Here is a 20,462-nt window from a genome sequence, read left to right as displayed (position 1 = left end):
CATGTCCGGGGTTGAAGGGCTCCCTCCGGCGGCAGAGGCTTTCCTGGAGATGCTGGCGGCGGAGCGCAATGCGGCCCCGCGCACCCGTCAGGCCTACGCCTCGGACCTTGCGGATTTCATTGCCTTCCTGAAGCGCCAGAATGAGGGTGAGCCTGCGGCTCTGCTCGAGGCAGGGCAGACAAGCATCGCTGCCTATGGTGCCTGGCAGGGGCGTTCGGGGCTCTCATCAAGTACCGCAGCACGACGGCTTTCATGCCTGCGCCAGTTCTTCCGTTTCGTGCAGCGCGAAGGGTGGTCGGATCATGACCCCACGGAAAGCATCCAGATGCCGCGTCTGGAGAAGCCCTTACCCAAACTTCTGTCGGAGGCACAGGTAGAGCGTCTTCTCGATGATGGATGTCATGGCCATGACGATCCGCGGCGCGATCTGGTCAGTCGTACGGCGCTCGAACTGCTTTATACGACAGGTTTGCGTATTTCGGAGTTGCTCTCTCTGCCCGGGCGTCTGTTCAGGCGTGAGTCGGAAATGGTGCTGATAAGGGGGAAAGGAGGGCGCGAGCGGCTCATACCGATTTCCCACGCAGCCCGCGAAGCCGCTCTGGCGCTGCTTCATCACGACCGGGATATCGATAGCCCCTATCTCTTCCCCGGTCGCAACCCGGCGCGTGCCCTGACCCGTCAGGGATTCGACAAGATCCTGCTCCATGTAGCGCTCAGAGCCGGGATTGATCCTGATCTGGTGTCACCTCACGTGCTGAGACACTCCTTCGCAACCCATCTGCTGGAGCGCGGGGCGGATCTGCGCGCCTTGCAGATGCTCCTTGGTCACGCTGACATCGCGACGACCCAGATCTACACCCATGTGATGCAGGAGCGGCTGCGGCAGGTGCTTAACCAGCATCACCCGCTTTCCGATGATGCGCCATGATGAAGCGACGGATTGTTGTGGAACATGAACCCGTGCTATCGGCGGGGCATGCGTCAGTATCTCGATTTCGAAAAGCCGGTTGCCGAGCTTGAAAACAAGATTGCCGAACTTCGCCAGATGGCCAAGGACGGCGAAGGCATCAACATTGCCGACGAAATCGGCAAATTGTCCGACAAGGCGGAAAAGCAGCTTCGTGCGGCCTATACCAAGCTGACGCCGTGGCAGAAGGTCATGGTCGCGCGCCATGCGCAGCGTCCTCGCGCTCTTGATTACTTCAAGGGGCTGCTTGAGGACTATACGCCGCTTGCTGGCGATCGCCTTGGCCACGATGACCAGGCCATTGTTGGTGGTCTTGCCCGTTTTCGCGGTCAGGCTGTCATGGTGATCGGCACAGAGCGCGGTTTCGACATGGAGTCGCGCCTGCGCCATAATTTCGGCATGCCCAAGCCGGAAGGCTATCGCAAGGCCCAGCGCCTTGTTGAGATGGCTGGTCGCTTTGGCCTGCCGATCCTGACATTCATCGATACGTCAGGTGCATGGCCCGGCATCGATGCTGAAGAGCGTGGTCAGGCGCAGGCTATTGCCCGTTCGACCGATTGCTGTCTCCGTGCACCGGTTCCGCTGATTGCCATCATCATCGGTGAAGGCGGATCGGGTGGGGCTGTTGCCCTTGGCGCCGGTGACCGCGTTCTGATGCTTGAACATTCGATTTATTCGGTCATTGCCCCGGAGGGTGCCGCGTCCATCCTCTGGCGCGACCCCAAGCAGGCGGCTACGGCGGCCGAGGCGCTCAAGCTGACAGCTCAGGATCTCCTCAAGCTGCATCTGATCGATCGTATCATCCCCGAGCCCATCGGCGGGGCGCAGCGCTTCCCGGAAGAAGCGATTGCCGCTGTCGGTGATGCCATTGGCGATGTGCTGGCCGAACTCATTCCCTTCGAGGGAGAGAATCTGGTGGCGAAGCGACGCGAGAAATTCCTCGCGATGGGGCGTGATACGCTCTGAGGTGCCAGTTTCTGGACGGGGTCTGACGACCCCGACCCGGAAGGATGTAGAACCGCCCGGCCAACAGGTCTGGCGGTTTTTTTTGTGCTTCTCAGGGAGCGGGTTCACCCTCGATCGGCGTCACTCCAAGCGAATCGATCAGTTGACGGATGCGCTCACCAGCTTGCGCCACCTGATCTGAATCGTAGCCCTTGGCGACGAGAGACACACCCTTCCGCCCGTCAGCACGTTCAAACGGATAGGAGCCAAGGTCGAGTGTCGGGAAATCGTTCTGGATTGCCTCCAGCCCCTCCGCCAATGTCCCCTCACGCAAATCCGCATGCCATGCCACCGAGCATAGAGGCGCCCCGCCTTCAAGGGTTGGGAGAAGGGCGTTGAACATGGATTGCATGATGGAGGGTACGCCCGCCATGACATGCACATTGGCAATCGAAAAACCCGGAGCAATCGAGACGGTGTTCTCGATCGGGACAGCGCCGCGCGGCAGCCAGGCCATCCGTTGCCGCGCCTTGTTGAATTTCTCCTTGCCCAGATAAGATTCCAGCTTCCGGTAGCTTTCCTCGTGAATTTCGAGGGGGACTCCAACGGCCTCCGCGACGCAGGCGGCGGTTATGTCGTCATGGGTCGGGCCGATGCCGCCCGTGGTAAAGACATGGTCGAACATGGCGCGACAAGTCGCAACCGTGTCGACGATGCGCCTGGCCTTGTCCGGAATGACGCGGACTTCTTCCAGCGCAATTCCCGAGCGGGCGAGGCCGTTCGCAATGAAGCGGATATTGGCATCCTGCGTGCGGCCAGACAGGATTTCGTTGCCGATGATGAGAAGACAGGCGGTGGGTGGCATGGGGTTTCCCTCTGATCGCCGGGGAATGATAACGTCGTCAACCATACAGGGTGTCCTGACGTTAAATCCCGACACGTCGATCAACTTCGAGTTGATGAACCTGAGTATGACCTTTTCGCAGGAGACAGGAAATGAGCGATCTGAACAGCGAACCCTGCGCGTCATGCGCTTATGACATCCGCGCCGATCTGGGTGAGGGGCCGGTCTGGATTTCCAGTGAAAACGCCGTCTATTTCGTCGATATCAACGGTCGCAAGGTCCATCGGTTCACACCGGGGCTGGGCGAGGCCCATCACTGGGTCGCCCCCGGCAAGGTCGCATTCCTGCTTCCAGTGGAAGATGGCACCTTTCTGGCGGGGCTGCCTGATGGGCTCTACCGGTTCGACCCTCAGGCCAGCAGCTTCGAGAAGGAACTGGATGTAGAGGCCGACAAGCCCGGCAACCGCCTGAATGATGGCTGCGTAGACCTGCACGGGCGCGGCTGGTTTGGCACAATGGATGATTCGGAAGAAGCGCCGAGCGGTTCTCTCTATTCGGTCCATCACACGGCAGAAGGGTTCGTGCTGCGTCACCATGATACGGGATATACGGTCGCCAATGGCCCCGCAGTCTCGCCCGATGGCAAGCTCCTCTATGCCTGCGATACCCCCAATGGTGTGATCTACCGTTTCGACCTTTCAGCCGATGGGGCCTTGTCGAACAAGCGCATCTTCGTGAACCTGCCTGAGGACAAGGGCTATCCCGACGGCGTTGTGTCAGACAGTGAAGGCAATATCTGGTGCTCGACCTGGAATGGCGCTCATGTGCGTTGCTTCACCCCCGATGGGGTCGAACGAGCCTCCTTTGCTGTGCCTGCCATGAATGTCACCAAGGTCGCCTTTGGTGGTGATGATCGCAAGACGGCCTATGTCACGAGTGCGCGTCAGGGCCTTTCCGATGCGGTGCTTGCCCAGTATCCGCAATCGGGGAGTCTTTTTACATTTCGTGCCGACAAGGCAGGATTACCGCAGCATCGCATCGCCTTGGTCAAGGCGGACTGAACGCCGCCTGCGGGTCAGCCGGCCAGCAGTTCCCTGAGGAGGGGAATCAGGGGGCGGTCGGGTGCTGGCATGGGGAAGCGATCCAGTTCCTCCACCGAAACCCAGGCGAGTTCCTGCCCTTCACGCGGGACGGGCTGGCGTCGCCAGCGTGTGCAGAGATAGAGCGGCATCAGCAAATGCCGCCCCCCTATGTTTTCGGAAACGAAAGTGAAGGGGGCGATACAGCCTGACGAAATATCGACCCCCAGCTCCTCATCCAGCTCGCGAATCAACGCCTGTTCGGGCGATTCATGGGGCTCGACCTTGCCGCCCGGGAATTCCCACAATCCGGCCATCGGTTTGCCGGGCGGCCGACGGGCCAGAAGAACGCGCTGCTCCCGATCGATCAGCACGGCGGCGACAACCAGCAGAACGCGTGGCCCATTACCCTGTGTCACGGGCGTTGCCTCCTCCACTGTGCGATCCAGCCTGTAGGTAAGCACCGGATAGGGTTCCGACCCGCGTGAAATGAAGGGAATACGTGTCGTGCCTGAGCGCACGAAGGCCAGGCGGTCAAGCAGAGCGATCGAAGGCAGGTTGTCTTCCGCCACATCTGCCATGATCTTCGTGACCGGAAGTGTCTCGAACGCCCATTCGACCACGCGTCGCACGCAGGCGCTTGCAATGCCTTTCTGCCAGAAAGGACGCCCCACCCAGTAGCCAATCCTTGCCGTCTGGGTCGACCGATCCATCGACAAGCCAATGCAGCCGACGAGCCTGTCATTATCGCAAATGGCGAAATGCCAGGCTTTGCCGGCTTCCTGACGCTCGATAGTGCTCGCAATCCATTGATCGGCCAGCTCCCGCGGGTAGGGAAAAGGGAGATGGCTGAGCATGCGCACCACACTCCAGTCATTGACCAGATTGTGCACAGCGGCACCATCGGTCGGCTGAAGCGGGCGCAGACGGTAGGGCGAGACCTCGAGTGTGAGACTCATTCGGCGGCCTGAGCCCGATCCGGTTCGATCAGTGCCTCGGCATCCTGAGTCCCTGTTTCCGGCTGAATGCCCGAACGACGCAACAGGTCGCGCAGGGCGTTGATGACCGGGAAGACTTCCTGATTGCGATCACCGCCAAGCTCACGCCACGCCTTTTGCTCAAGCTCCACAATCTCGCGGTCCTCGGCGAAGATCCGGTTGGTAAACCCGACAAGGAGCGGCCAGGCGAGTTCGAGCGCTCCCTTGAGCTTGGGACGTCGAATCGAAAGCAGGCCGAATACGCGGCATGTGAGATGCTCGGCGTCCTGCGGCACATAGACGATCCAGAGATCCATCACGGGTGGTTCGTCGCCGGTACGGATGTGCAGTGTCTGATAGGGATAGACAGTGCGGATGGTCATGACGTCGCGATGCGCGAATTTGGCGCTGGCATCGCGACGCTCTCCGAAGATCAGCGCCTCGCCCCAGGGCTGTTTTCCACCCACGCGGGCAAAGCTGTAGCGCGCCTCGACCATGCGTGGCTCATCGGCACCGCCGAGATAGCGGGGCTTCATCTTGCCCATCTGCTTCGAGTGCATGAACTGATGGTTCATATCCATCAGGTTCTCATGCATGAAACTGTAATGGCAGTTCACATGCTCGCCGAAACGGCGGGTCTTGTAGGCTGGGTCGGCAACGGAGCCGAGCTGCGGGAAGGGGGTCGTTTCCGCCTTGGCCGGATCACCGGGGAAGATGAAGATCAGCCCCTCGACCTCACGGCAAGGATAGGTGCGCACGCCATTGGGGAGCTTGCCCTTGCCCAGATAGGGCACATCGATGCAGCGACCCGAGCGGCCATAGGCCCAGCCATGATAGCAGCACTGGACCGCCTCGCCCTCCACACGTCCCTTGCTGAGCGGTACCTGCCTGTGTGCGCAGCGATCCTCCAGAGCGAACACGGTGCCTTCCTGCGGACGCACAAGGGCGATCGGCTGGCCTGCGAAGCGTGTCGCGATCGTCTTGCCTTTGCGCAGTTCGTGCGACCACGCCACCGGGTACCAGTAATCGGGATCACATTTGACCCGGCGCAGATCGACCGCGTCTTTCCCGAGCCTCAGTGCATCCGAGCGGCGCTGTGCGGATCCGGCGTTTTCGGTTGTGTCGTTAATGAGGCTTTCCGTCATCGGTATCCCTGTCTTGACCGCCTCATGGCCAGGCCTGGCAAGAAGCTGGCGGCCTTGAGCGTGGCTCTGAAATTCTTGCAACCATGTGCAGGTGCGAACTCTAGCAGGCTTGCGGCAGGAGGGAACAGCACCTTCGCGTCACGAATAGTCATGCGGGAACTTAAGTTCTGAAAGTACCAAGCATACGAAACAAAGTTGCTGAAACGACTCTGTTTTTGCTGGCAATCTGCAACAAACTGTGTTTTTTTTGTCTCATTCGATCCGCTTGCGAAAGAAAATTCCATTTCGATGTTGTAACGAGTTTTCGATGCTGCCTAGACTGCTCCTGGTTCACGATCCCATGGAGAGACAGCTCGAACGATGTTTACAAAGCGAAGAATACTGGCGGCGGCGACCCTTCTCTCCTTCCCATTCGGGTTCAGCTATGCTCAGGCGGCAACGCAGCCTGCCGAGCAGACCGCGCCAAAAGTAAAAAAGACCAATGTCGTTCACCACAGAACGTCAATCGGCTCGGATCAGCCCCTTCATTCTGTTCCCAAGATCCGCACCCGCAAGGCACGCGATGCAAGCGGCGATAGCGGTGAATCTGTCATCGTGACGGGTACCCACGCCTTTAACCGCAAGGCTCGCGACAGCGCCGTGCCTGTCACCGTGGTTTCCGCCGCCACCCTGCGCCGCTCGGGCCAGCTCAACCTGGCGGACGCCATCACGCGCGTTGATCCCTCCATCACGGTTACGGCCAACGGTGCCGATGCCGGTGCGCTGACCTCGGCGATCCGTATGCGTGGCCTGAACCCGAACGAGGTTCTGGTGCTGGTCGATGGCAAGCGCCGTAACACGACGGCCAATATCTATGCCGATGCAGGCCCGCAGCAGGGCTCGACCCCGGTTGATCTGAACATGATCCCGGCGGGCGCGATCGATCATATCGAAATCCTGCGTGATGGCGCAGCCGCCCTTTACGGCTCTGATGCCATCGCTGGTGTCGTGAACATCATCACCAAAAAGACCAGTCATGGCATCAATACCGTCGCGCAGACGGGTGCCAATGCCTATAATGGTACCGGATGGCAGTATCTGATTGGTGCCGATGGTGGTCTCAAATGGGGCAATGACGGTTTCGTCCATTTGAGCGGTCAGGTCTATCACACTGATCACTGGGTCTCGAAGCTCAAGAGCACCGATGACCATCGCTGGACGACAAGCTCGACCTGGCCCGCCAACTCCAACAATATCCTCTCCAACCCGGAAGAAACACGCGAGAATCTCTCCATCGAATGGGGCAAGGGTATCACGGAGGGTATCGAGACCTATGGTCTGATCACCTATGCCCATCGCCATTCCGAGGCTTACGAGAATTACCGTGTGCCCACCGTGGCACCGAGCGCCTATCCCTATGGCTTCTCACCGCTGGAGACGATCGAGGAGAATGACTTTCAGGCCAATCTGGGCCTCAAGGGTGATAATCTGTTCGGCTTCAGCTGGGATCTGAGCACGCTGTACGGGCAGGATGACGACGATATCGGGAACAAGAACACCTTCAACCCGAATTACTACAAGGCCTATGGGTTCTCGCCCACCACGGTGCGCGCCCAGAGCTATTCTCTTGCCCAGTGGACCAGCAACTTCGATGCCCGTCGCAACTTCCGTATCGCGGATGTCGTGCCGATGACGCTGGCCTTCGGAGCCGAGCATCGCCTGGAAATGTATACGATCAAGGCGGGCGAGCCGGCTTCGTATGAGCTTGGCGGCACACAGGGCTTTGCCGGTCTGACGCCGCAGAACGCCGGCAAGTGGCAGCGCAATATCTGGGCGGGTTATCTGGATGGCGACTTCCATCCGCTGCCGCACTGGGACCTCGATTTTGCCGGCCGCTTCGAGCACTACACCGATGTCGGGAATACCGAGAACGGCAAGGTCACGACGCGCTACGACATCACCAGCAAGCTCGCAATCCGCGGCACGATCAGCAACGGCTTTCGTGCGCCGACCATGCCCGAGCAGTATTATTCGGCGCTTAACGTTTCGCCGACTGGGGCTTCGGGTCTGCTCCAGACTGTTGGAGCGGCAGGCAAGTCAATCGGTGCGCAGCGTCTCAAGCCGGAGCGGTCGACCAGTGCGGAGGGTGGCATTATCGCCGAGCCGCTCAAGGACTGGCACATGTCCGTCGACGTCTACCAGATCAATATCCGTGACCGCATTATCGGCTCGGCCACGGTCAATGGCCAGACAGCGCTCGACGCAATCTCGCTGACAGGCGTGAACATTCCGAGCGGGATTGCGGATCTGAGCAATGTGACGGCCAATTACTTTGCCAACGTGGCCAGCACGCGCACGCAGGGTCTCGATCTGCAAACCGATTATCTGTTGCGTCTGCACCGCTACGGCACGCTTAACCTGAGCGCGATGCTCAACCTCAACCGCACGCGCATCAGCCATATCAACACCAACGCTTTCGGGGAACCCGCAGCCAATGCGCAGACGGTGGGTTATCTCACCACGGGCTCACCGCGCAGCAAGCTGATCCTGAACGCCTACTGGGCGTATCATCAGTGGGACGTGAACCTGCGTCAGACCCGCTATGGCGAGACCAAATCGCTGCTGACCTATGAGGATCTGGCGCCAACGGCGATCAAGTACTCCAACACGGAATGGGCAGAGTTCAAGAACACCCCGGCTTGGCTGACGGATCTCGAAGTTGGTTATCGCTTCACCGAGCATTGGCACTTCGCTATCGGCGCGAACAATATCTTCAATCAGCGCCCGCGCCACGTGAACCCGATCAACAACTATCTGGGGCCGAAGGTCTACGACACCGACTCCTCCGGTATCCCGATCTATGGCGCCTATTACTACGGCCGTCTGAACGCGACGTTCTGATCGTTCTGCCATCCATGCAGGGACCAGCCAGTGGGCCCCTGCAAACGCTTCCCTCCGGGTAAGCCTACCGAGCCGGGCCGGTGCATGACCGGCCCAGCTTTTTTCATCCCAGCGTTGCGCTGAGATGGTCGATGAACTGGGCGGCAACGCGGCCGGAGCGGCCCCCACGTTCCATGGCCCATTCCAAGGCGCGCCGATGCAGCGCCTCGGTCGAGATGGCGAGTCTGCGGTGGGCGGCATAGCCGTCAACAATCGCGAGATAGGTTTCCTGGTTGCAGCCATGCACCCCAATCCACAGTCCGAAGCGGTCTGACAGGGAGACTTTTTCCTCGACGGCTTCCTGCGGGTTGATGGCGCTGCCGCTCTCGTTTTCCATCATGTCGCGCGGCATGAGATGGCGACGATTGGACGTGGCATAGAACAGCACGTTCTCGGGGCGGCCCATGATGCCGCCATCCAGGACCGACTTCAGCGATTTGTAATCGGCATCCTGTGTCTCGAAGGAGAGGTCATCGCAAAACAGGATGCAGCGCCGGGGCTGGGCGCGCAGGATATCGAGCAGTCGGGGGAGGGTGGAGAGATCGTCGCGCTGGATCTCGATCAGAACAAGGGCATGAGGCCGCTCGCGATTGGCCTCGGCAAAGCACGCCTTGACCAGCGAGGATTTCCCCATACCCCGCGCACCCCAGAGCATGACATTATTGCCCGTGCGACCCTGTGCGAAATGGCGCGTATTTTCCAGAACCAGCCGGGTCTGGCGATCAATCCCGCGCAGCAGAGAGAGATCGACCCGGTGGACCTGCGCCACAGGCCGTAGGCTTGCGGACGTCCCCTGCCACATGAAGGCGTCGCCTGTTTCGAGCGTGGTTGCGCTGGCCGGTGCGGGTGACAGGCGGTCCAGAGCCGATGCAATACGCTCGAGTTTTTCGAGCAGAACGGGGTCCATAGGTTTCTCCCTTGTTCCAAAGCCGTGCTTGACGTGCAGGCGCGGTCAATTATGGTCCGGCTGCAATCCGGTCCGTCCCATGACGTGTCCGGTCCCTGACTATCGACATATGGAAGAAACGCATGCTCGCCAACAGCGGGATTATCTCATTCCTCCCGATGATCCTCGTGTTCGTCGTGTTCTACTTCGTGCTCATCCGTCCCCAGCAGGCACGCCAGAAGGAACTCAAGGCACAGCTCAACGCGCTGCGTCGTGGTGACCGTATTGTGACCAGTGGCGGCATCATCGGCGTGGTTCAGCTTGCCCGTGAGGGGACCAAGGAAATCGAAATCGAGATCGCGCCCGGCGTGAAGATCCAGCTGATGCGCGAAAATGTCTCGCAGGTTCTGACCAGCACGGCCAAGCCGGCGAATGACGGTGGCAAGCCCGCCAAGTAAGGCGCAGCGCTCCGTACAGATCGAAAAAGGCCGGCCCCGCAAGGGAGCCGGCCTTTTTCACGGGATAACGTCTTGTGCTGCCCCGCAGATGATCCCCAGGAACAGTCCTCAGGGCAGCCCGGAACGATATCAGGCAGAGAGCAGCTCTGCTTCGGCAAACTCGTAATTGGCAAGCTTGTCGAGATAGTTGGTGATGTAGTCAGGGCGACGGTTGCGGAAGTCCAGATAATAGGCGTGTTCCCACACATCCAGACCCAGCAGGGCGCGACCCTGGCCCTCGGCCAGCGGGTTCGAGCCATTGGCTGTCTTGGTCACGGCGAGTTTGCCATCATTGCCAAGAACCAGCCATGCCCAGCCTGAGCCGAACTGCGAAATGGCAGCCTGCTTGAAAGCAGCCTTGAACGCATCGAGACCACCGAGATCGGACTCGATCTTCGCAGCCAGCTTGGAGGGAACCTGACCGCCATTCGGCGCAAGGTTCTTCCAGAACAGGATATGATTCCAGTGCTGGCCCGCGTTGTTGAATACGGGAGCCTGTGCGGCATCACCCTTCACGGCGAGGATGATTTCCTCAAGGCTCTTGCCCTGAAGCTCTGGCTTGGCTTCGACAAAGCCGTTGAGCGCCGTGACATAAGCCTGATGATGCTTGCCATGATGCAGCTCAAGCGTTTCCTGGCACATGCCAGAGGCGGCGAGCGCACCGGACGAGTAGGGAAGGGACGGCAGTTCGAAAGCCATGGTCGCGTCTCCTGGACTGTCATGGTGAGGGCCAGACGGGCTGTCTGGCCACAGAAGGCAGCTATGGTGCGCAACCGGTTTCGTCAACCCGTTGCGGCACCGGTTCGTGTCGCGCTGAGATCTCAGCTGTCGTGCTTGACGACGCTCTTTTCGATGGCGCCGAGCAGAGCAGAGTAGTCGTCATTGGCATGGCGCTTGCCCGAGAGGGCCAGAGCCTGGTCTGCCACGCCAATGGCAGGGCAGAAGCTGTGCGTCGATCTGGCCGCACTGATGAGCAGTCCCATATCCTTGGACATGAGGCGGGTGGGGAATTGCGGCGAGAAATCGCCCTGCTGTGCAGCACCAAGCTTGCGCTTGTGATGCGGCGAGATGACCGCCACCTGAGAGAGTGCTTCATACAGCATGTCACGGTTCAGGCCGCTATCAAGGCCATAACCCACAGCCTCGGCAATCACGTTGAGCGTTGCGCCCATAATGCCGTTGATGACGAGCTTGAGGCGCGTGCCTGCTCCGACGTCTCCGGCATGAATGGTGAGCTTGCCGATGGCGTCCAGCACGGGCGCGGCGGCGGCAAGATCCTGTTCAGATGCCCCCACCAGCATGACGAGCTCGCCCTTTTCGGCTTCGGGGGTGCTGCCCGACATGGGGGCGTCCACGAAGCGCAGATCCTTCGCAGCGGCGAGTTCCTGCAGCTTGTCAGTCGCCTCGGGGGAGATGGTGCTGCAATTGATCACGATGGCGCCGGGGCGAGTGCCGCTCAGAAAACCGTCCTCTCCATCTGCGGAGGCAAAGACGGCCTCGTCGTTGGGCACGCACAGGATCAGGATATCGGAAATTTCGGCCAGTTTCCGTGCAGAGTTGACGACAGGCGTTTCGTTGTCCTGCTGTCGGCCGGACGGCGTGTAGGCACGGACTTCATACCCGGTAGCACGCAGGTTACGACCCATCAGCGAGCCCATGGCGCCGTAGCCGACAAAGCCGATTGAACCCGAATTGCGCTGACTTGTCATGTTGTTCCTCCTGAGCGTGATTCTGCGGATAAAAGCGCTCTGAGCGCGAGGGTTGCTTGCACGGCGTTGCACTTCAGCGTGTATCTCGCGACTCATGGCGAGCCGGGACGAGCGGGCATTGCCACACCGCAGGGGATGTCTGTCATGGGCATGACATCTCCCTGTCATGGTGCATGCGGGTGCAGCGCGCTTCTTGCGAGGCGAGAGAGTTCAGTCACACAAGACGGGTCAGATCAGGACGGGGCAAGGCTGAACGACGATGCCAGCTACGCGGTTCGTGTTTAGCGCGATCGGGAACCCGCCCATCGCGCCAGACCATCCGGCGGAGCGTGGGGGCTGGTGGTCAATCATCCATATCATTATTGGTCATGATATCGGCAGGATGCCTGACCGGGGTCTGCCTGGGGCGGGGCGGGACGTCGGTCTGACGTCGCGTGAATTCTGCTGCAATGTCTCCAAGTTCGACGAACTGGTCCACCTGCCGTCTGAGATCATCGCCGATCAGCGGGGGAGAGGATCGCAGGGAGGATACAGCAGTCACGCGCACTCCCCGACGCTGGATCGCTTCAACGGCACGCCGGAGGTCGGCATCACCGCTGAAGATGACGGCATGGTCGATCTTGTCGGCGAGTTCAAGCAGGTCGACCGCGAGCTCGACATCCATATTGCCCTTGAGGCGGCGGCGGCCGGTCTGGTCGGTGAACTCGCGCGCCGTCTTTGTGACGAGCATGTAGCCGTTATAGGCCAACCAGTCTGTGAGAGGCTTCAGGGGGGAGTACTCTTCAGTCTCTGGAATTGCTGCGTAGTAATGGGCCCGGATGAGTCTGGTTCCAGATTTCAGGTACCGAAGAAGGCGGCGATAATCTACTTCGAATCCAAGGGTTTTCGCAGTGTAATATAGGCTCGATCCATCTATAAAAACGGCAGTCTTCTCGGTTTTTTCGAGCATCTTTGATCCATGAGGGACATCTGCCGAGACAGGCTCTCGCGGCAGTGAGTTGAATTCACCGTGCAAGACTAGCAAAGGTCAGGTGAACAATACAGATGCCGAAGCATTTCGTCGTTGTCAGGCTATGTCAGGTTCAGTGTCTTCGATGATGGCATGAGGCTGGATCGTGAGAGATGCTAACCTGGGCTCACGCCGTGCTGTTGAGCACGACGCTGTAGGGATGCCCATATGATTGCTCCGTGCCTCGTGGTGTGCTATTTTGCACAATTCACGTCGATCTGCGGAAATTGGTTGGGAAGAGTTTTATGGCACGCGTTACCGTTGAAGACTGCATCGAAAAGGTCCCGAACCGCTTCGAGCTCGTTCTCCTTGCTGCACAGCGCGCTCGTGGCCTGTCACGTGGCGAGGAAATGACCCTCGATCGTGACAATGACAAGAACCCTGTCGTGGCTCTGCGTGAAATCGCGGAAGACAAGGTTAATCTTGGCACGCTCAAGGACGGTATTGTGCGTTCCCTGGCGCGTGCACCCGAGCCTGAGCCTGTAGATGAAGAGGTGATGGACCTTATCCCGACCGATCAGAACATCTTCGGCCTGCAGGATGTCTCCTCCGAGGAAGAGCACGCGCATATGGCTGAAACCATGTCCACAGCCGAGCTCGAGGCGTCGTTCGAGGCGGAATTCGGAGGGCGCGGCCGCCGCTGAGTCCTCTTGCGGTGCCGGGCCGTTCTGTGGTCCGGTAGCGTATTCAACGATCTAGGTTGCGGGAGAGAGTACCGGCATGTCTGACACCCTTCTCCCCGGCGCCGAGCAGAATACGCCAGCGCCCGAAATCCTTGCAGCTGAACCAGCCGGTGTGACGCCTGTCGTGCCGTCGATCAGCGGCCTTCTTCGCCGTATTGCTGCTTATGATCCGCAAGCGGACCTCAAGCGTGTGGAAGAAGCCTACGAAGTTGCCGAAAAGGCGCATCGCGAGCAGAAGCGCGACAATGGTGAACCCTATATTATTCATCCCATCGCCGTAGCGAACATCCTCGCGGGTTTTCGTATGGACGTGCCCTCGATCATGGTCGGGCTGCTGCACGATACGGTCGAAGATACCGGGATCACACCGGCCTTCCTGAAGGATCGCTTCGGTGAGACGGTGGCCAGTCTGGTCGATGGTGTGACCAAGCTGACACGCCTGGAGTTGCAGTCCGACCGGACAAAGCAGGCTGAAAATTTCCGTAAGCTCGTTCTGGCGATGTCGCGCGATATTCGCGTGCTGATCGTGAAGCTGGCCGATCGCCTGCATAACATGCGCACCCTGCATTATGTGCAGAGGCAAGACCGCCGCCTGCGCATTGCCCGTGAAACGATGGATATCTACGCGCCGCTGGCGGAGCGCATCGGTATGGATCGCGTCAAGACCGAGTTACAGAACCTCTCATTCGAGCAGCTTGAGCCTGAAGCAGATGCGACAATCCGGGCACGTCTGAACTTCCTGCGAGGTCACGGCGCGGATATCATCGAGCAGATCAAGCATGAACTGAAGGCGCTCTGTGCAGAGGTCGGTCTGCCCCAGATCGATGTGACGGGGCGGGAGAAATCGCCCTATTCGATCTGGGCCAAGATGCAAAAGCGCAATGTCGCGTTCGAGCAGCTTTCCGACATCATGGCATTTCGCGTGATCGTTCCCAGCCGTGACGCCTGTTATGCTGCACTGGGTGCCATCCATGGCGCCTATCCGATGATTGCGGGGCGCTTCAAGGATTACATTTCCACGCCCAAGGCCAATGGCTATCAAAGCCTTCATACGGGCGTGACCCTGCGACAGCCGCGAAACCAGAAGATCGAAGTGCAGATCCGCACGGCGGACATGCACAACTTTGCTGAAAACGGTGTGGCGGCGCACTGGGCCTATAAGGAACGTGACGAGGCGCAGGCGTCCAATAGCGAGGTTGCGGCTCTGGGCCTCAACAAGCTGCGCTGGGTGCAGGACCTTCTTGAGATCCTCGAGGATTCAGAAGCACCTGACGAGTTTCTCGAGAATACGAAGCTTGAACTGTATCAGGATCAAGTTTTCTGTTTCACCCCCAAAGGGCAGCTGATCTCCCTGCCGCGTCGCGCGACGCCCGTTGACTTCGCCTATGCGGTGCACAGCCAGGTTGGTGACGCCTGCGTAGGCGCCAAGATCAATGGTCGCCTGATGCCCCTGCGCCATGAATTGCAGAATGGCGATCAGGTCGAGATCATGACGGCGCGTGGCGGGACGCCCTCGGCGTCCTGGGAGCGGTTCGTTGTTACGGGCAAGGCGCGCGCGCGCATACGCCGACATGTTGCGTTGCAACAGCGTCAGGTCAATCTCGATACCGGGCGTACGGCGCTGGCCAAGGCTTTCCGTCAGGAAGGTGTCGATGGCAGCGAGAAAGTGCTGGAATCGCTGCTGCGCGACCTGCGTCAGGCCAGCATAGAGGATCTGTATGTCGCAGTTGGCAATGGACAGCTCGGGCCGCGTGATGTGGTCAATGCGGCCTATCCGGAACTGCGCCAGACCCACCGCGCGCCTCGTATGGTGCCGGGCCTGTCCGGCCGCCTTGGTGGCGGTGTCGGTACGGCGCCCCGCTACGGTGCCAAGAGCGGTTCGATCATCACCGGTATCGGCTCCGGGATTGCGACCCATTTCGCCGGGTGCTGTCATCCGTTGCCGGGCGACCCGATCGTGGGCATCATCGCACAGGGCAAGGGCGTGACCATCCACCAGCGTGCCTGCCAGAATTTGAGCGCCTTCTCGTCCACGCCTGAGCGGTTCCTTGAAATCGACTGGGACTACGAGGCTCTGGCGCAAGGTGAGCGGGGCGCACCCCATATCGGACGTGTCAGTGTGATTGCCGCCAATGAATCAAGTGTTCTGACCACGCTGACGAATACGGCGTCCAAACATAATGGCAGTGTCGTCAATCTGCGCATCCTGAACCGTCAACTCGATTTCATGGAAATCCTGGTCGATCTCGAAGTACGCGATGTGCGGCACCTGTCTGCCATGATTGCGGCACTGCGCTCGGCGCAGGGTGTCATGCAGGTCGAGCGCGCCAGAAACTGAGTGACGGCTAGAAACTGAGTGACGAGATGATCAGGGGTATCGGTACGGATCTGTGCGACATGCGCCGCATTGCGCGGGTTCTCGAGCGCTCAGGGGAAAGATTTCTCGAACGTAGCTTCACCCCGGCGGAACGCGCTTATGCCGATACACGCAAGGGCGATAGCCGTATCGGTATCCTTGCCAAGCGATGGGCGGCCAAGGAGGCGTGCGTCAAGGCGCTGGGTACGGGTTTTCGTGACGGTATCGCCCTGACCGATATCGAGGTTGGCAATGACGGACTCGGCAAACCCTTTCTTACCCTCAAGGGAGAGGCTGCTTCCTGCCTTGCTGCAATGGCCTTGCCGGGGGAGCGGGCGGAAATCCTGCTCAGCCTGACCGATGAGGCTCCTTATGCAATGGCCTATGTGATCGTGCAGTCAGTTTCCTGTACTTCGTGATAGCCTGTCGCCAATGCCCCACCACCTGCGCTAAGACCCGGATATGACCGACCAGAATCAGGAGGCGCGTGCCTCCAGGAAAAAAGAAGATACCCCCCTTGAGATCGTGCGCTTCGTCGCGATCTGGATTGTCATATTGCTGGCGATACGGACGGTGGTTCTCGAACCGTTCAATATCCCTAGCGCCTCCATGATTCCGACCTTGCAGGTGGGCGACTACATCATCGTCACAAAATTCGATTATGGCTGGTCGCGTTTCTCCATGCCGTTTTCGCCGCATCTTTTTGACGGGCGCATCTGGGGCGCGTCGCCGCATCGTGGCGATGTCGCGGTATTCCGCTATACGCAAAACACGTCGGTCGATTATATCAAGCGCATCATCGGTCTGCCGGGTGATCACATCCAGATGCGTGCAGGCGAGCTTTATCTGAACGGCACGCTGGTGCCACGTCAGTCGCTGGGTGCTTATTCCGTGATGGATGAGAACCGTTATCCGCAGACGGGCATACGCTATCTCGAAACCCTGCCGGGAAGTGCGGGCGCCGCACCCGTCACGCATCAGATCCTGAAGCAGACGGATGAGGGCGAGCAGAACGACACGCGCGAATATGTCGTGCCCGAGGGGTACTTCTTCGCGATGGGCGATAACCGTGACAATAGCGGAGATAGCCGTTTTCAGCGCGATAATGGTGTGGATCTTGGCTATGTGCCGATGGTCAATCTGGTGGGCAAGGCACGCTTCGTGTTCTTCTCCTACGAGGCCGTTCATCCTCTCTGGCAGTTCTGGCAATGGCCTTTCGAGATCCGCTGGAGCCATCTTTTTGCGACCATGCACTGAGGCAGGCTCATGACGATGCATGACGCCATAGCGGAGACCCTGCAGGCGGCCCTTGGCCATCAGTTTGCCGATCAGGGGTTGCTGCGACAGGCGCTCACTCACCGTTCCGCCGTCTCTGCCCGTCAGGGAAGGCGCGCGCCACGTCAGGCTGCAAGGGTTGCCAGCGCAGCTTCGAACGAGCGGCTGGAATTCATTGGTGATCGCGTGCTCGGCCTGCTGATGGCTGAATGGTTGCTTGAGCAGTTCCCCGACGAGCCCGAAGGGGCGCTGGGGCCGCGCCACGCCTCACTGGTCTCGCGCAACGCTCTGGCCCCGATTGCGGAAAGCATTGGTGTGGCGGAGGCGCTGCATATCGCCGAGCATGAGGAGCAGGCCGGTATACGCAGCCTCGCCAATGTTCAGGCCGATGCGATGGAGGCCCTGTTGGGTGCGCTCTATCTTGATGGTGGATTGGAGCCAGCGCGACGTTTCGTGCGGGAGAAGTGGAAGGATCTGTTGACCTCGCAGATCACGCCGCCCAAGGACCCCAAGACGACCCTGCAGGAATTCGTTCTCGCCCGGGGATACCCCCTGCCGGATTACGAAACGCTTTCCATGGAAGGTCCCTCACATGCGCCGCGCTTTACCATCGCGGTTTCTGCTATGGGGGAGAAAGGAGAGGGCGTTGCGGGTAGCAAACGCCAGGCCGAGAGTGAGGCAGCCACTGCCTTGCTTCGGCGATTGAACCGTGGCCGTAAAGGCACGAAGGATAGAAAATGACAACACGTTGTGGTTTCGTCGCCCTGGTCGGGGCGCCGAATGCCGGTAAATCCACCCTGATCAACCGTATGACCGGGACCAAGCTCTCGATCGTCAGCCCCAAGGCCCAGACGACGCGCTTTCGCGTGCTCGGGATCCTGATGCGTCAGACTTCGCAGATTCTGCTGGTTGATACGCCGGGCATCTTCAAGCCTAAGCGCAAGCTCGACCGGGCTATGGTGGCAGCAGCGTGGACCGGGTCACAGGACGCCGATATCTCGCTTCTGTTGATCGATGCCAAGGCTGGCATACGCGAAGAGGCCCAGGCGGTCATCGATACCCTGGCGAAGCAGAAGCGCCGTGTATGGCTTGTGCTCAACAAGACCGACCTCGTGACCACGCAGCAGCTTCTGCCCCTGACCAAAGCCATCACCGATCAATTGTCGGTCGAGCATGTATTCATGCTCAGCGCCCGTTCGGGTGATGGGGTGGACGATCTGCTGGATTATCTCGCAGCCGAACTGCCGGAAGGGCCTTACCTCTATCCGGAGGACGATCTGACCGATCTGCCTGATCGTCTGCTGGCCGCCGAACTGGTACGCGAGCAGATTTTCATGCAGACCCATGAGGAAATCCCCTACCAGGCCACCGTCGAGACGGAGAGCTTCAAGGAGCGCCCTGATGGGTCGGTGCGCATCGATGCCACGATTTATGTCTCCCGTCCCGGGCACAAGGCCATTCTGATTGGTGAGGGGGGACGCAAGATTCGCAGTATCGGCGAGCGGGCGCGTTTGGATCTGGGGCGGTTGCTCGAACGGCCCTGCCATCTTTTCCTGAACGTGCGTGAGCGCGCGGGTTGGGACGAGGAAAAGGCCAGACTGCGTGCCATCGGGCTTGATGACGCCTGAGAAGTTCTTGTGAGGACAGGCCGCGCCCTATAAGAGAGGCGCGGGCTGTATTCGGCCCTGTTAAGGCTGCTGTGAAAGAGGATGCGATGACCGAAACTTCTGCAGGCTACAAGCGCGTTCTTCTCAAGGTTTCGGGCGAGGCCCTGATGGGAAAGGGCTCTTTCGGTATCGAGCCGCAGATGGTCGAGGCGATTGCCAATGATGTGGCCTCTGTCTCGCGCAGCGGCATTCAGGTCTGTCTGGTGATTGGCGGCGGAAATATCTTCCGTGGTGTTGCCGCAGCAGCCAAAGGCATGGATCGCGCACAGGGCGATTATGCCGGCATGCTGGCAACCGTCATCAATGCGTTGATGATGCAGAACGCCCTGGAGCGCGCCGGTGTTGCCACCCGCGTCATGTCCGCCATTCAGATGTCATCCATCGCCGAACCCTATATCCGTCGTCGTGCTGTTCGCCACATGGAGAAGGGACGGGTGGTGATTTTCGCCGCCGGGACGGGCAATCCGTTCTTCACCACGGATACGGCCGCCGCGCTGCGTGCCAATGAGATGGAATGTGACGTTCTGCTCAAGGGAACGCAGGTCGACGGTGTTTATTCGGCCGATCCGCGTCGCGAGCCGGATGCGGAGCGTTACGACGAATTGTCCTATATGGATGTGCTGTCGCGTGACCTGAATGTCATGGACGCAACCGCCATCTCGCTGGCCCGTGAAAACCGGCTCCCGATCATCGTATTCAATATCCATGCCCCTGGCGCGTTTGCGAGTGTCATGCGCGGTGAGGGACGCTTTACCCGTATTATCGAAACGGCCTGATCCAGGCCATTCACCGGGCGGGCTGTATCGACGCCCGTGGAACACAGCGCCCCTGAGATGACACGCCAATGCCCCGTCACCACGCCAGGGCGCTTGCCCCGTCCGGGTGCCTGAACCGTATTGAAGGAGAGACCAATGCCTGCCGAACTGAACGATCTGCTTGACGATCTGACGCGCCGCATGGATGGCGCCCTGGAAAGCCTGCGCCGTGATCTTTCGGGCCTGCGCTCGGGTCGTGCCAGCCCGAACCTGCTCGAACCGGTCCGTGTGGAAGCTTATGGCAGCGAAGTGCCCCTTTCGCAGGTGGGCTCGATTGCCGTTCCCGAAGCGCGCATGTTGACGGTTTCGGTCTGGGATCGTGGCCTGGTTGGTGCCGTCGAGCGTGCTATCCGCGATGCTGGTCTGGGGCTCAACCCGGCAGCAGACGGCCAGACAGTGCGCGTGCCAATTCCCCAGCTTACGGAAGAACGCCGTACCGAACTGGCCCGCGCCGCAGGGCGCTATGCTGAAAATGGCAAGATTGCCGTGCGTAATGTGCGTCGTGACGGGATGGATCAGATCAAGACCCACGAGAAGAAGAGCGAGATCAGCCAGGATGACATGAAGGTCTGGTCTGACGGTGTTCAGAAACTCACTGACCAGTACATCAAGAAGGTTGATGACATGCTGGCGGACAAGGAGCGCGAGATCAAGCAGGTCTGATTGAAGGCAGTGTCCTCCTCACGCGC

At 59.8% G+C, this 20,462-nt stretch carries 20 protein-coding genes; 13 read left to right on the top strand and 7 right to left on the bottom strand.

Annotated elements, in window-relative coordinates:
- Position 1 precedes the first annotated feature (1 nt).
- Positions 2-928 (top strand): tyrosine recombinase, encoded by a 927-nt coding sequence (locus ED655_RS11405; protein WP_122050243.1) that lies wholly within the window; start codon positions 2-4, stop codon positions 926-928.
- A gap of 48 nt (positions 929-976) precedes the next feature.
- Positions 977-1,933, top strand: a complete 957-nt coding sequence (locus tag ED655_RS11400) for an acetyl-CoA carboxylase carboxyltransferase subunit alpha (RefSeq protein ID WP_122050242.1) — start codon at positions 977-979, stop codon at positions 1,931-1,933.
- A gap of 91 nt (positions 1,934-2,024) precedes the next feature.
- Here ED655_RS11400 and ED655_RS11395 read toward each other — a convergent pair whose 3' ends face one another.
- The gene (locus ED655_RS11395) at positions 2,025-2,777 is read right to left on the bottom strand and encodes a competence/damage-inducible protein A (protein ID WP_062165854.1); all 753 of its coding nucleotides are present in this window, start codon (positions 2,775-2,777) and stop codon (positions 2,025-2,027) included.
- A gap of 131 nt (positions 2,778-2,908) precedes the next feature.
- Here ED655_RS11395 and ED655_RS11390 point away from each other — a divergent pair, with 131 nt between their 5' ends.
- A complete protein-coding gene (locus ED655_RS11390) occupies positions 2,909-3,817 on the top strand; it encodes an SMP-30/gluconolactonase/LRE family protein (RefSeq protein WP_122050241.1) in 909 nt (302 codons plus the stop codon).
- 14 nt (positions 3,818-3,831) lie between these two features.
- Here ED655_RS11390 and ED655_RS11385 read toward each other — a convergent pair whose 3' ends face one another.
- A complete protein-coding gene (locus ED655_RS11385; RefSeq protein ID WP_122050240.1) occupies positions 3,832-4,794 on the bottom strand; it encodes a bifunctional GNAT family N-acetyltransferase/(deoxy)nucleoside triphosphate pyrophosphohydrolase in 963 nt (320 codons plus the stop codon).
- Positions 4,791-5,957 (bottom strand): aromatic ring-hydroxylating oxygenase subunit alpha, encoded by a 1,167-nt coding sequence (locus ED655_RS11380; RefSeq protein ID WP_122050239.1) that lies wholly within the window; start codon positions 5,955-5,957, stop codon positions 4,791-4,793. Before ED655_RS11380 ends, ED655_RS11385 begins: the two co-directional genes overlap by 4 nt.
- Before the next feature lie 360 nt (positions 5,958-6,317).
- Here ED655_RS11380 and ED655_RS11375 point away from each other — a divergent pair, with 360 nt between their 5' ends.
- Positions 6,318-8,837: a TonB-dependent receptor plug domain-containing protein gene (locus ED655_RS11375; protein WP_122050238.1), complete on the top strand. Its 2,520-nt coding sequence runs from the start codon at positions 6,318-6,320 to the stop codon at positions 8,835-8,837.
- 103 nt (positions 8,838-8,940) lie between these two features.
- On the opposite strand, the gene ED655_RS11370 is transcribed toward ED655_RS11375, so the two are convergent.
- Positions 8,941-9,783 (bottom strand): ATP-binding protein, encoded by an 843-nt coding sequence (locus ED655_RS11370; protein WP_122050237.1) that lies wholly within the window; start codon positions 9,781-9,783, stop codon positions 8,941-8,943.
- Between the two features lie 122 nt (positions 9,784-9,905).
- Between ED655_RS11370 and yajC the strand changes: the two genes are divergently transcribed.
- Positions 9,906-10,220, top strand: coding sequence for a preprotein translocase subunit YajC (gene yajC / locus ED655_RS11365; protein ID WP_023978541.1), 315 nt, complete (start codon positions 9,906-9,908; stop codon positions 10,218-10,220).
- Between the two features lie 129 nt (positions 10,221-10,349).
- Here yajC and ED655_RS11360 read toward each other — a convergent pair whose 3' ends face one another.
- The 3 genes from ED655_RS11360 to ED655_RS11350 form a co-directional block, all read right to left on the bottom strand.
- Positions 10,350-10,958, bottom strand: coding sequence for a superoxide dismutase (locus tag ED655_RS11360; protein WP_023978540.1), 609 nt, complete (start codon positions 10,956-10,958; stop codon positions 10,350-10,352).
- Positions 10,959-11,080: 122 nt separating this feature from the next.
- Complete coding sequence (locus ED655_RS11355; RefSeq protein ID WP_122050236.1) at positions 11,081-11,968, bottom strand: NAD(P)-dependent oxidoreductase; 888 nt, start codon at positions 11,966-11,968, stop codon at positions 11,081-11,083.
- Positions 11,969-12,311: 343 nt separating this feature from the next.
- Positions 12,312-12,917, bottom strand: a complete 606-nt coding sequence (locus ED655_RS11350) for a LabA-like NYN domain-containing protein (protein WP_122050235.1) — start codon at positions 12,915-12,917, stop codon at positions 12,312-12,314.
- Between the two features lie 305 nt (positions 12,918-13,222).
- On the opposite strand from ED655_RS11350, the gene rpoZ reads away from it, so the two are divergent.
- From rpoZ to frr, 8 genes are all read left to right on the top strand, one after another.
- Positions 13,223-13,621, top strand: coding sequence for a DNA-directed RNA polymerase subunit omega (rpoZ, locus tag ED655_RS11345; protein WP_023978537.1), 399 nt, complete (start codon positions 13,223-13,225; stop codon positions 13,619-13,621).
- Positions 13,622-13,697: 76 nt separating this feature from the next.
- Positions 13,698-15,998: a RelA/SpoT family protein gene (locus ED655_RS11340; RefSeq protein WP_122050234.1), complete on the top strand. Its 2,301-nt coding sequence runs from the start codon at positions 13,698-13,700 to the stop codon at positions 15,996-15,998.
- Positions 15,999-16,024: 26 nt separating this feature from the next.
- On the top strand, positions 16,025-16,435 hold the full coding sequence (acpS, locus tag ED655_RS11335) for a holo-ACP synthase (RefSeq protein ID WP_122050233.1): 411 nt from the start codon (positions 16,025-16,027) through the stop codon (positions 16,433-16,435).
- 43 nt (positions 16,436-16,478) lie between these two features.
- On the top strand, positions 16,479-17,273 hold the full coding sequence (gene lepB, locus ED655_RS11330; RefSeq protein ID WP_122050232.1) for a signal peptidase I: 795 nt from the start codon (positions 16,479-16,481) through the stop codon (positions 17,271-17,273).
- Positions 17,274-17,288: 15 nt separating this feature from the next.
- On the top strand, positions 17,289-18,032 hold the full coding sequence (gene rnc / locus ED655_RS11325; protein WP_122050231.1) for a ribonuclease III: 744 nt from the start codon (positions 17,289-17,291) through the stop codon (positions 18,030-18,032).
- Positions 18,029-18,919 (top strand): GTPase Era, encoded by an 891-nt coding sequence (gene era / locus ED655_RS11320; RefSeq protein ID WP_035443892.1) that lies wholly within the window; start codon positions 18,029-18,031, stop codon positions 18,917-18,919. Before rnc ends, era begins: the two co-directional genes overlap by 4 nt.
- A gap of 86 nt (positions 18,920-19,005) precedes the next feature.
- Positions 19,006-19,734: a UMP kinase gene (gene pyrH, locus ED655_RS11315; RefSeq protein ID WP_122050230.1), complete on the top strand. Its 729-nt coding sequence runs from the start codon at positions 19,006-19,008 to the stop codon at positions 19,732-19,734.
- Between the two features lie 135 nt (positions 19,735-19,869).
- Positions 19,870-20,436 carry a ribosome recycling factor gene (gene frr / locus ED655_RS11310; protein WP_062164947.1) on the top strand — a complete coding sequence of 189 codons (567 nt, stop codon included), beginning with the start codon at positions 19,870-19,872 and terminating at the stop codon, positions 20,434-20,436.
- Positions 20,437-20,462: the final 26 nt, after the last annotated feature.

The organism is Asaia bogorensis (genome assembly GCF_900465345.1).
Classification (GTDB): domain Bacteria; phylum Pseudomonadota; class Alphaproteobacteria; order Acetobacterales; family Acetobacteraceae; genus Asaia; species Asaia bogorensis_A.
This window is presented reverse-complemented; position numbering and strand designations above follow the sequence as displayed.

Excerpts from the sequence above, each read along its gene's own strand:
- ED655_RS11405 (WP_122050243.1), top strand. The coding sequence starts at position 2 with ATGTCCGGGGTTGAAGGGCTCCCTCCGGCGGCAGAGGCTTTCCTGGAG.
- ED655_RS11400 (WP_122050242.1), top strand. The coding sequence starts at position 977 with ATGCGTCAGTATCTCGATTTCGAAAAGCCGGTTGCCGAGCTTGAAAAC.
- ED655_RS11395 (WP_062165854.1), bottom strand. The coding sequence starts at position 2,777 with ATGCCACCCACCGCCTGTCTTCTCATCATCGGCAACGAAATCCTGTCT.
- ED655_RS11390 (WP_122050241.1), top strand. The coding sequence starts at position 2,909 with ATGAGCGATCTGAACAGCGAACCCTGCGCGTCATGCGCTTATGACATC.
- ED655_RS11385 (WP_122050240.1), bottom strand. The coding sequence starts at position 4,794 with ATGAGTCTCACACTCGAGGTCTCGCCCTACCGTCTGCGCCCGCTTCAG.
- ED655_RS11380 (WP_122050239.1), bottom strand. The coding sequence starts at position 5,957 with ATGACGGAAAGCCTCATTAACGACACAACCGAAAACGCCGGATCCGCA.
- ED655_RS11375 (WP_122050238.1), top strand. The coding sequence starts at position 6,318 with ATGTTTACAAAGCGAAGAATACTGGCGGCGGCGACCCTTCTCTCCTTC.
- ED655_RS11370 (WP_122050237.1), bottom strand. The coding sequence starts at position 9,783 with ATGGACCCCGTTCTGCTCGAAAAACTCGAGCGTATTGCATCGGCTCTG.
- yajC (WP_023978541.1), top strand. The coding sequence starts at position 9,906 with ATGCTCGCCAACAGCGGGATTATCTCATTCCTCCCGATGATCCTCGTG.
- ED655_RS11360 (WP_023978540.1), bottom strand. The coding sequence starts at position 10,958 with ATGGCTTTCGAACTGCCGTCCCTTCCCTACTCGTCCGGTGCGCTCGCC.
- ED655_RS11355 (WP_122050236.1), bottom strand. The coding sequence starts at position 11,968 with ATGACAAGTCAGCGCAATTCGGGTTCAATCGGCTTTGTCGGCTACGGC.
- ED655_RS11350 (WP_122050235.1), bottom strand. The coding sequence starts at position 12,917 with ATGCTCGAAAAAACCGAGAAGACTGCCGTTTTTATAGATGGATCGAGC.
- rpoZ (WP_023978537.1), top strand. The coding sequence starts at position 13,223 with ATGGCACGCGTTACCGTTGAAGACTGCATCGAAAAGGTCCCGAACCGC.
- ED655_RS11340 (WP_122050234.1), top strand. The coding sequence starts at position 13,698 with ATGTCTGACACCCTTCTCCCCGGCGCCGAGCAGAATACGCCAGCGCCC.
- acpS (WP_122050233.1), top strand. The coding sequence starts at position 16,025 with ATGATCAGGGGTATCGGTACGGATCTGTGCGACATGCGCCGCATTGCG.
- lepB (WP_122050232.1), top strand. The coding sequence starts at position 16,479 with ATGACCGACCAGAATCAGGAGGCGCGTGCCTCCAGGAAAAAAGAAGAT.
- rnc (WP_122050231.1), top strand. The coding sequence starts at position 17,289 with ATGCATGACGCCATAGCGGAGACCCTGCAGGCGGCCCTTGGCCATCAG.
- era (WP_035443892.1), top strand. The coding sequence starts at position 18,029 with ATGACAACACGTTGTGGTTTCGTCGCCCTGGTCGGGGCGCCGAATGCC.
- pyrH (WP_122050230.1), top strand. The coding sequence starts at position 19,006 with ATGACCGAAACTTCTGCAGGCTACAAGCGCGTTCTTCTCAAGGTTTCG.
- frr (WP_062164947.1), top strand. The coding sequence starts at position 19,870 with ATGCCTGCCGAACTGAACGATCTGCTTGACGATCTGACGCGCCGCATG.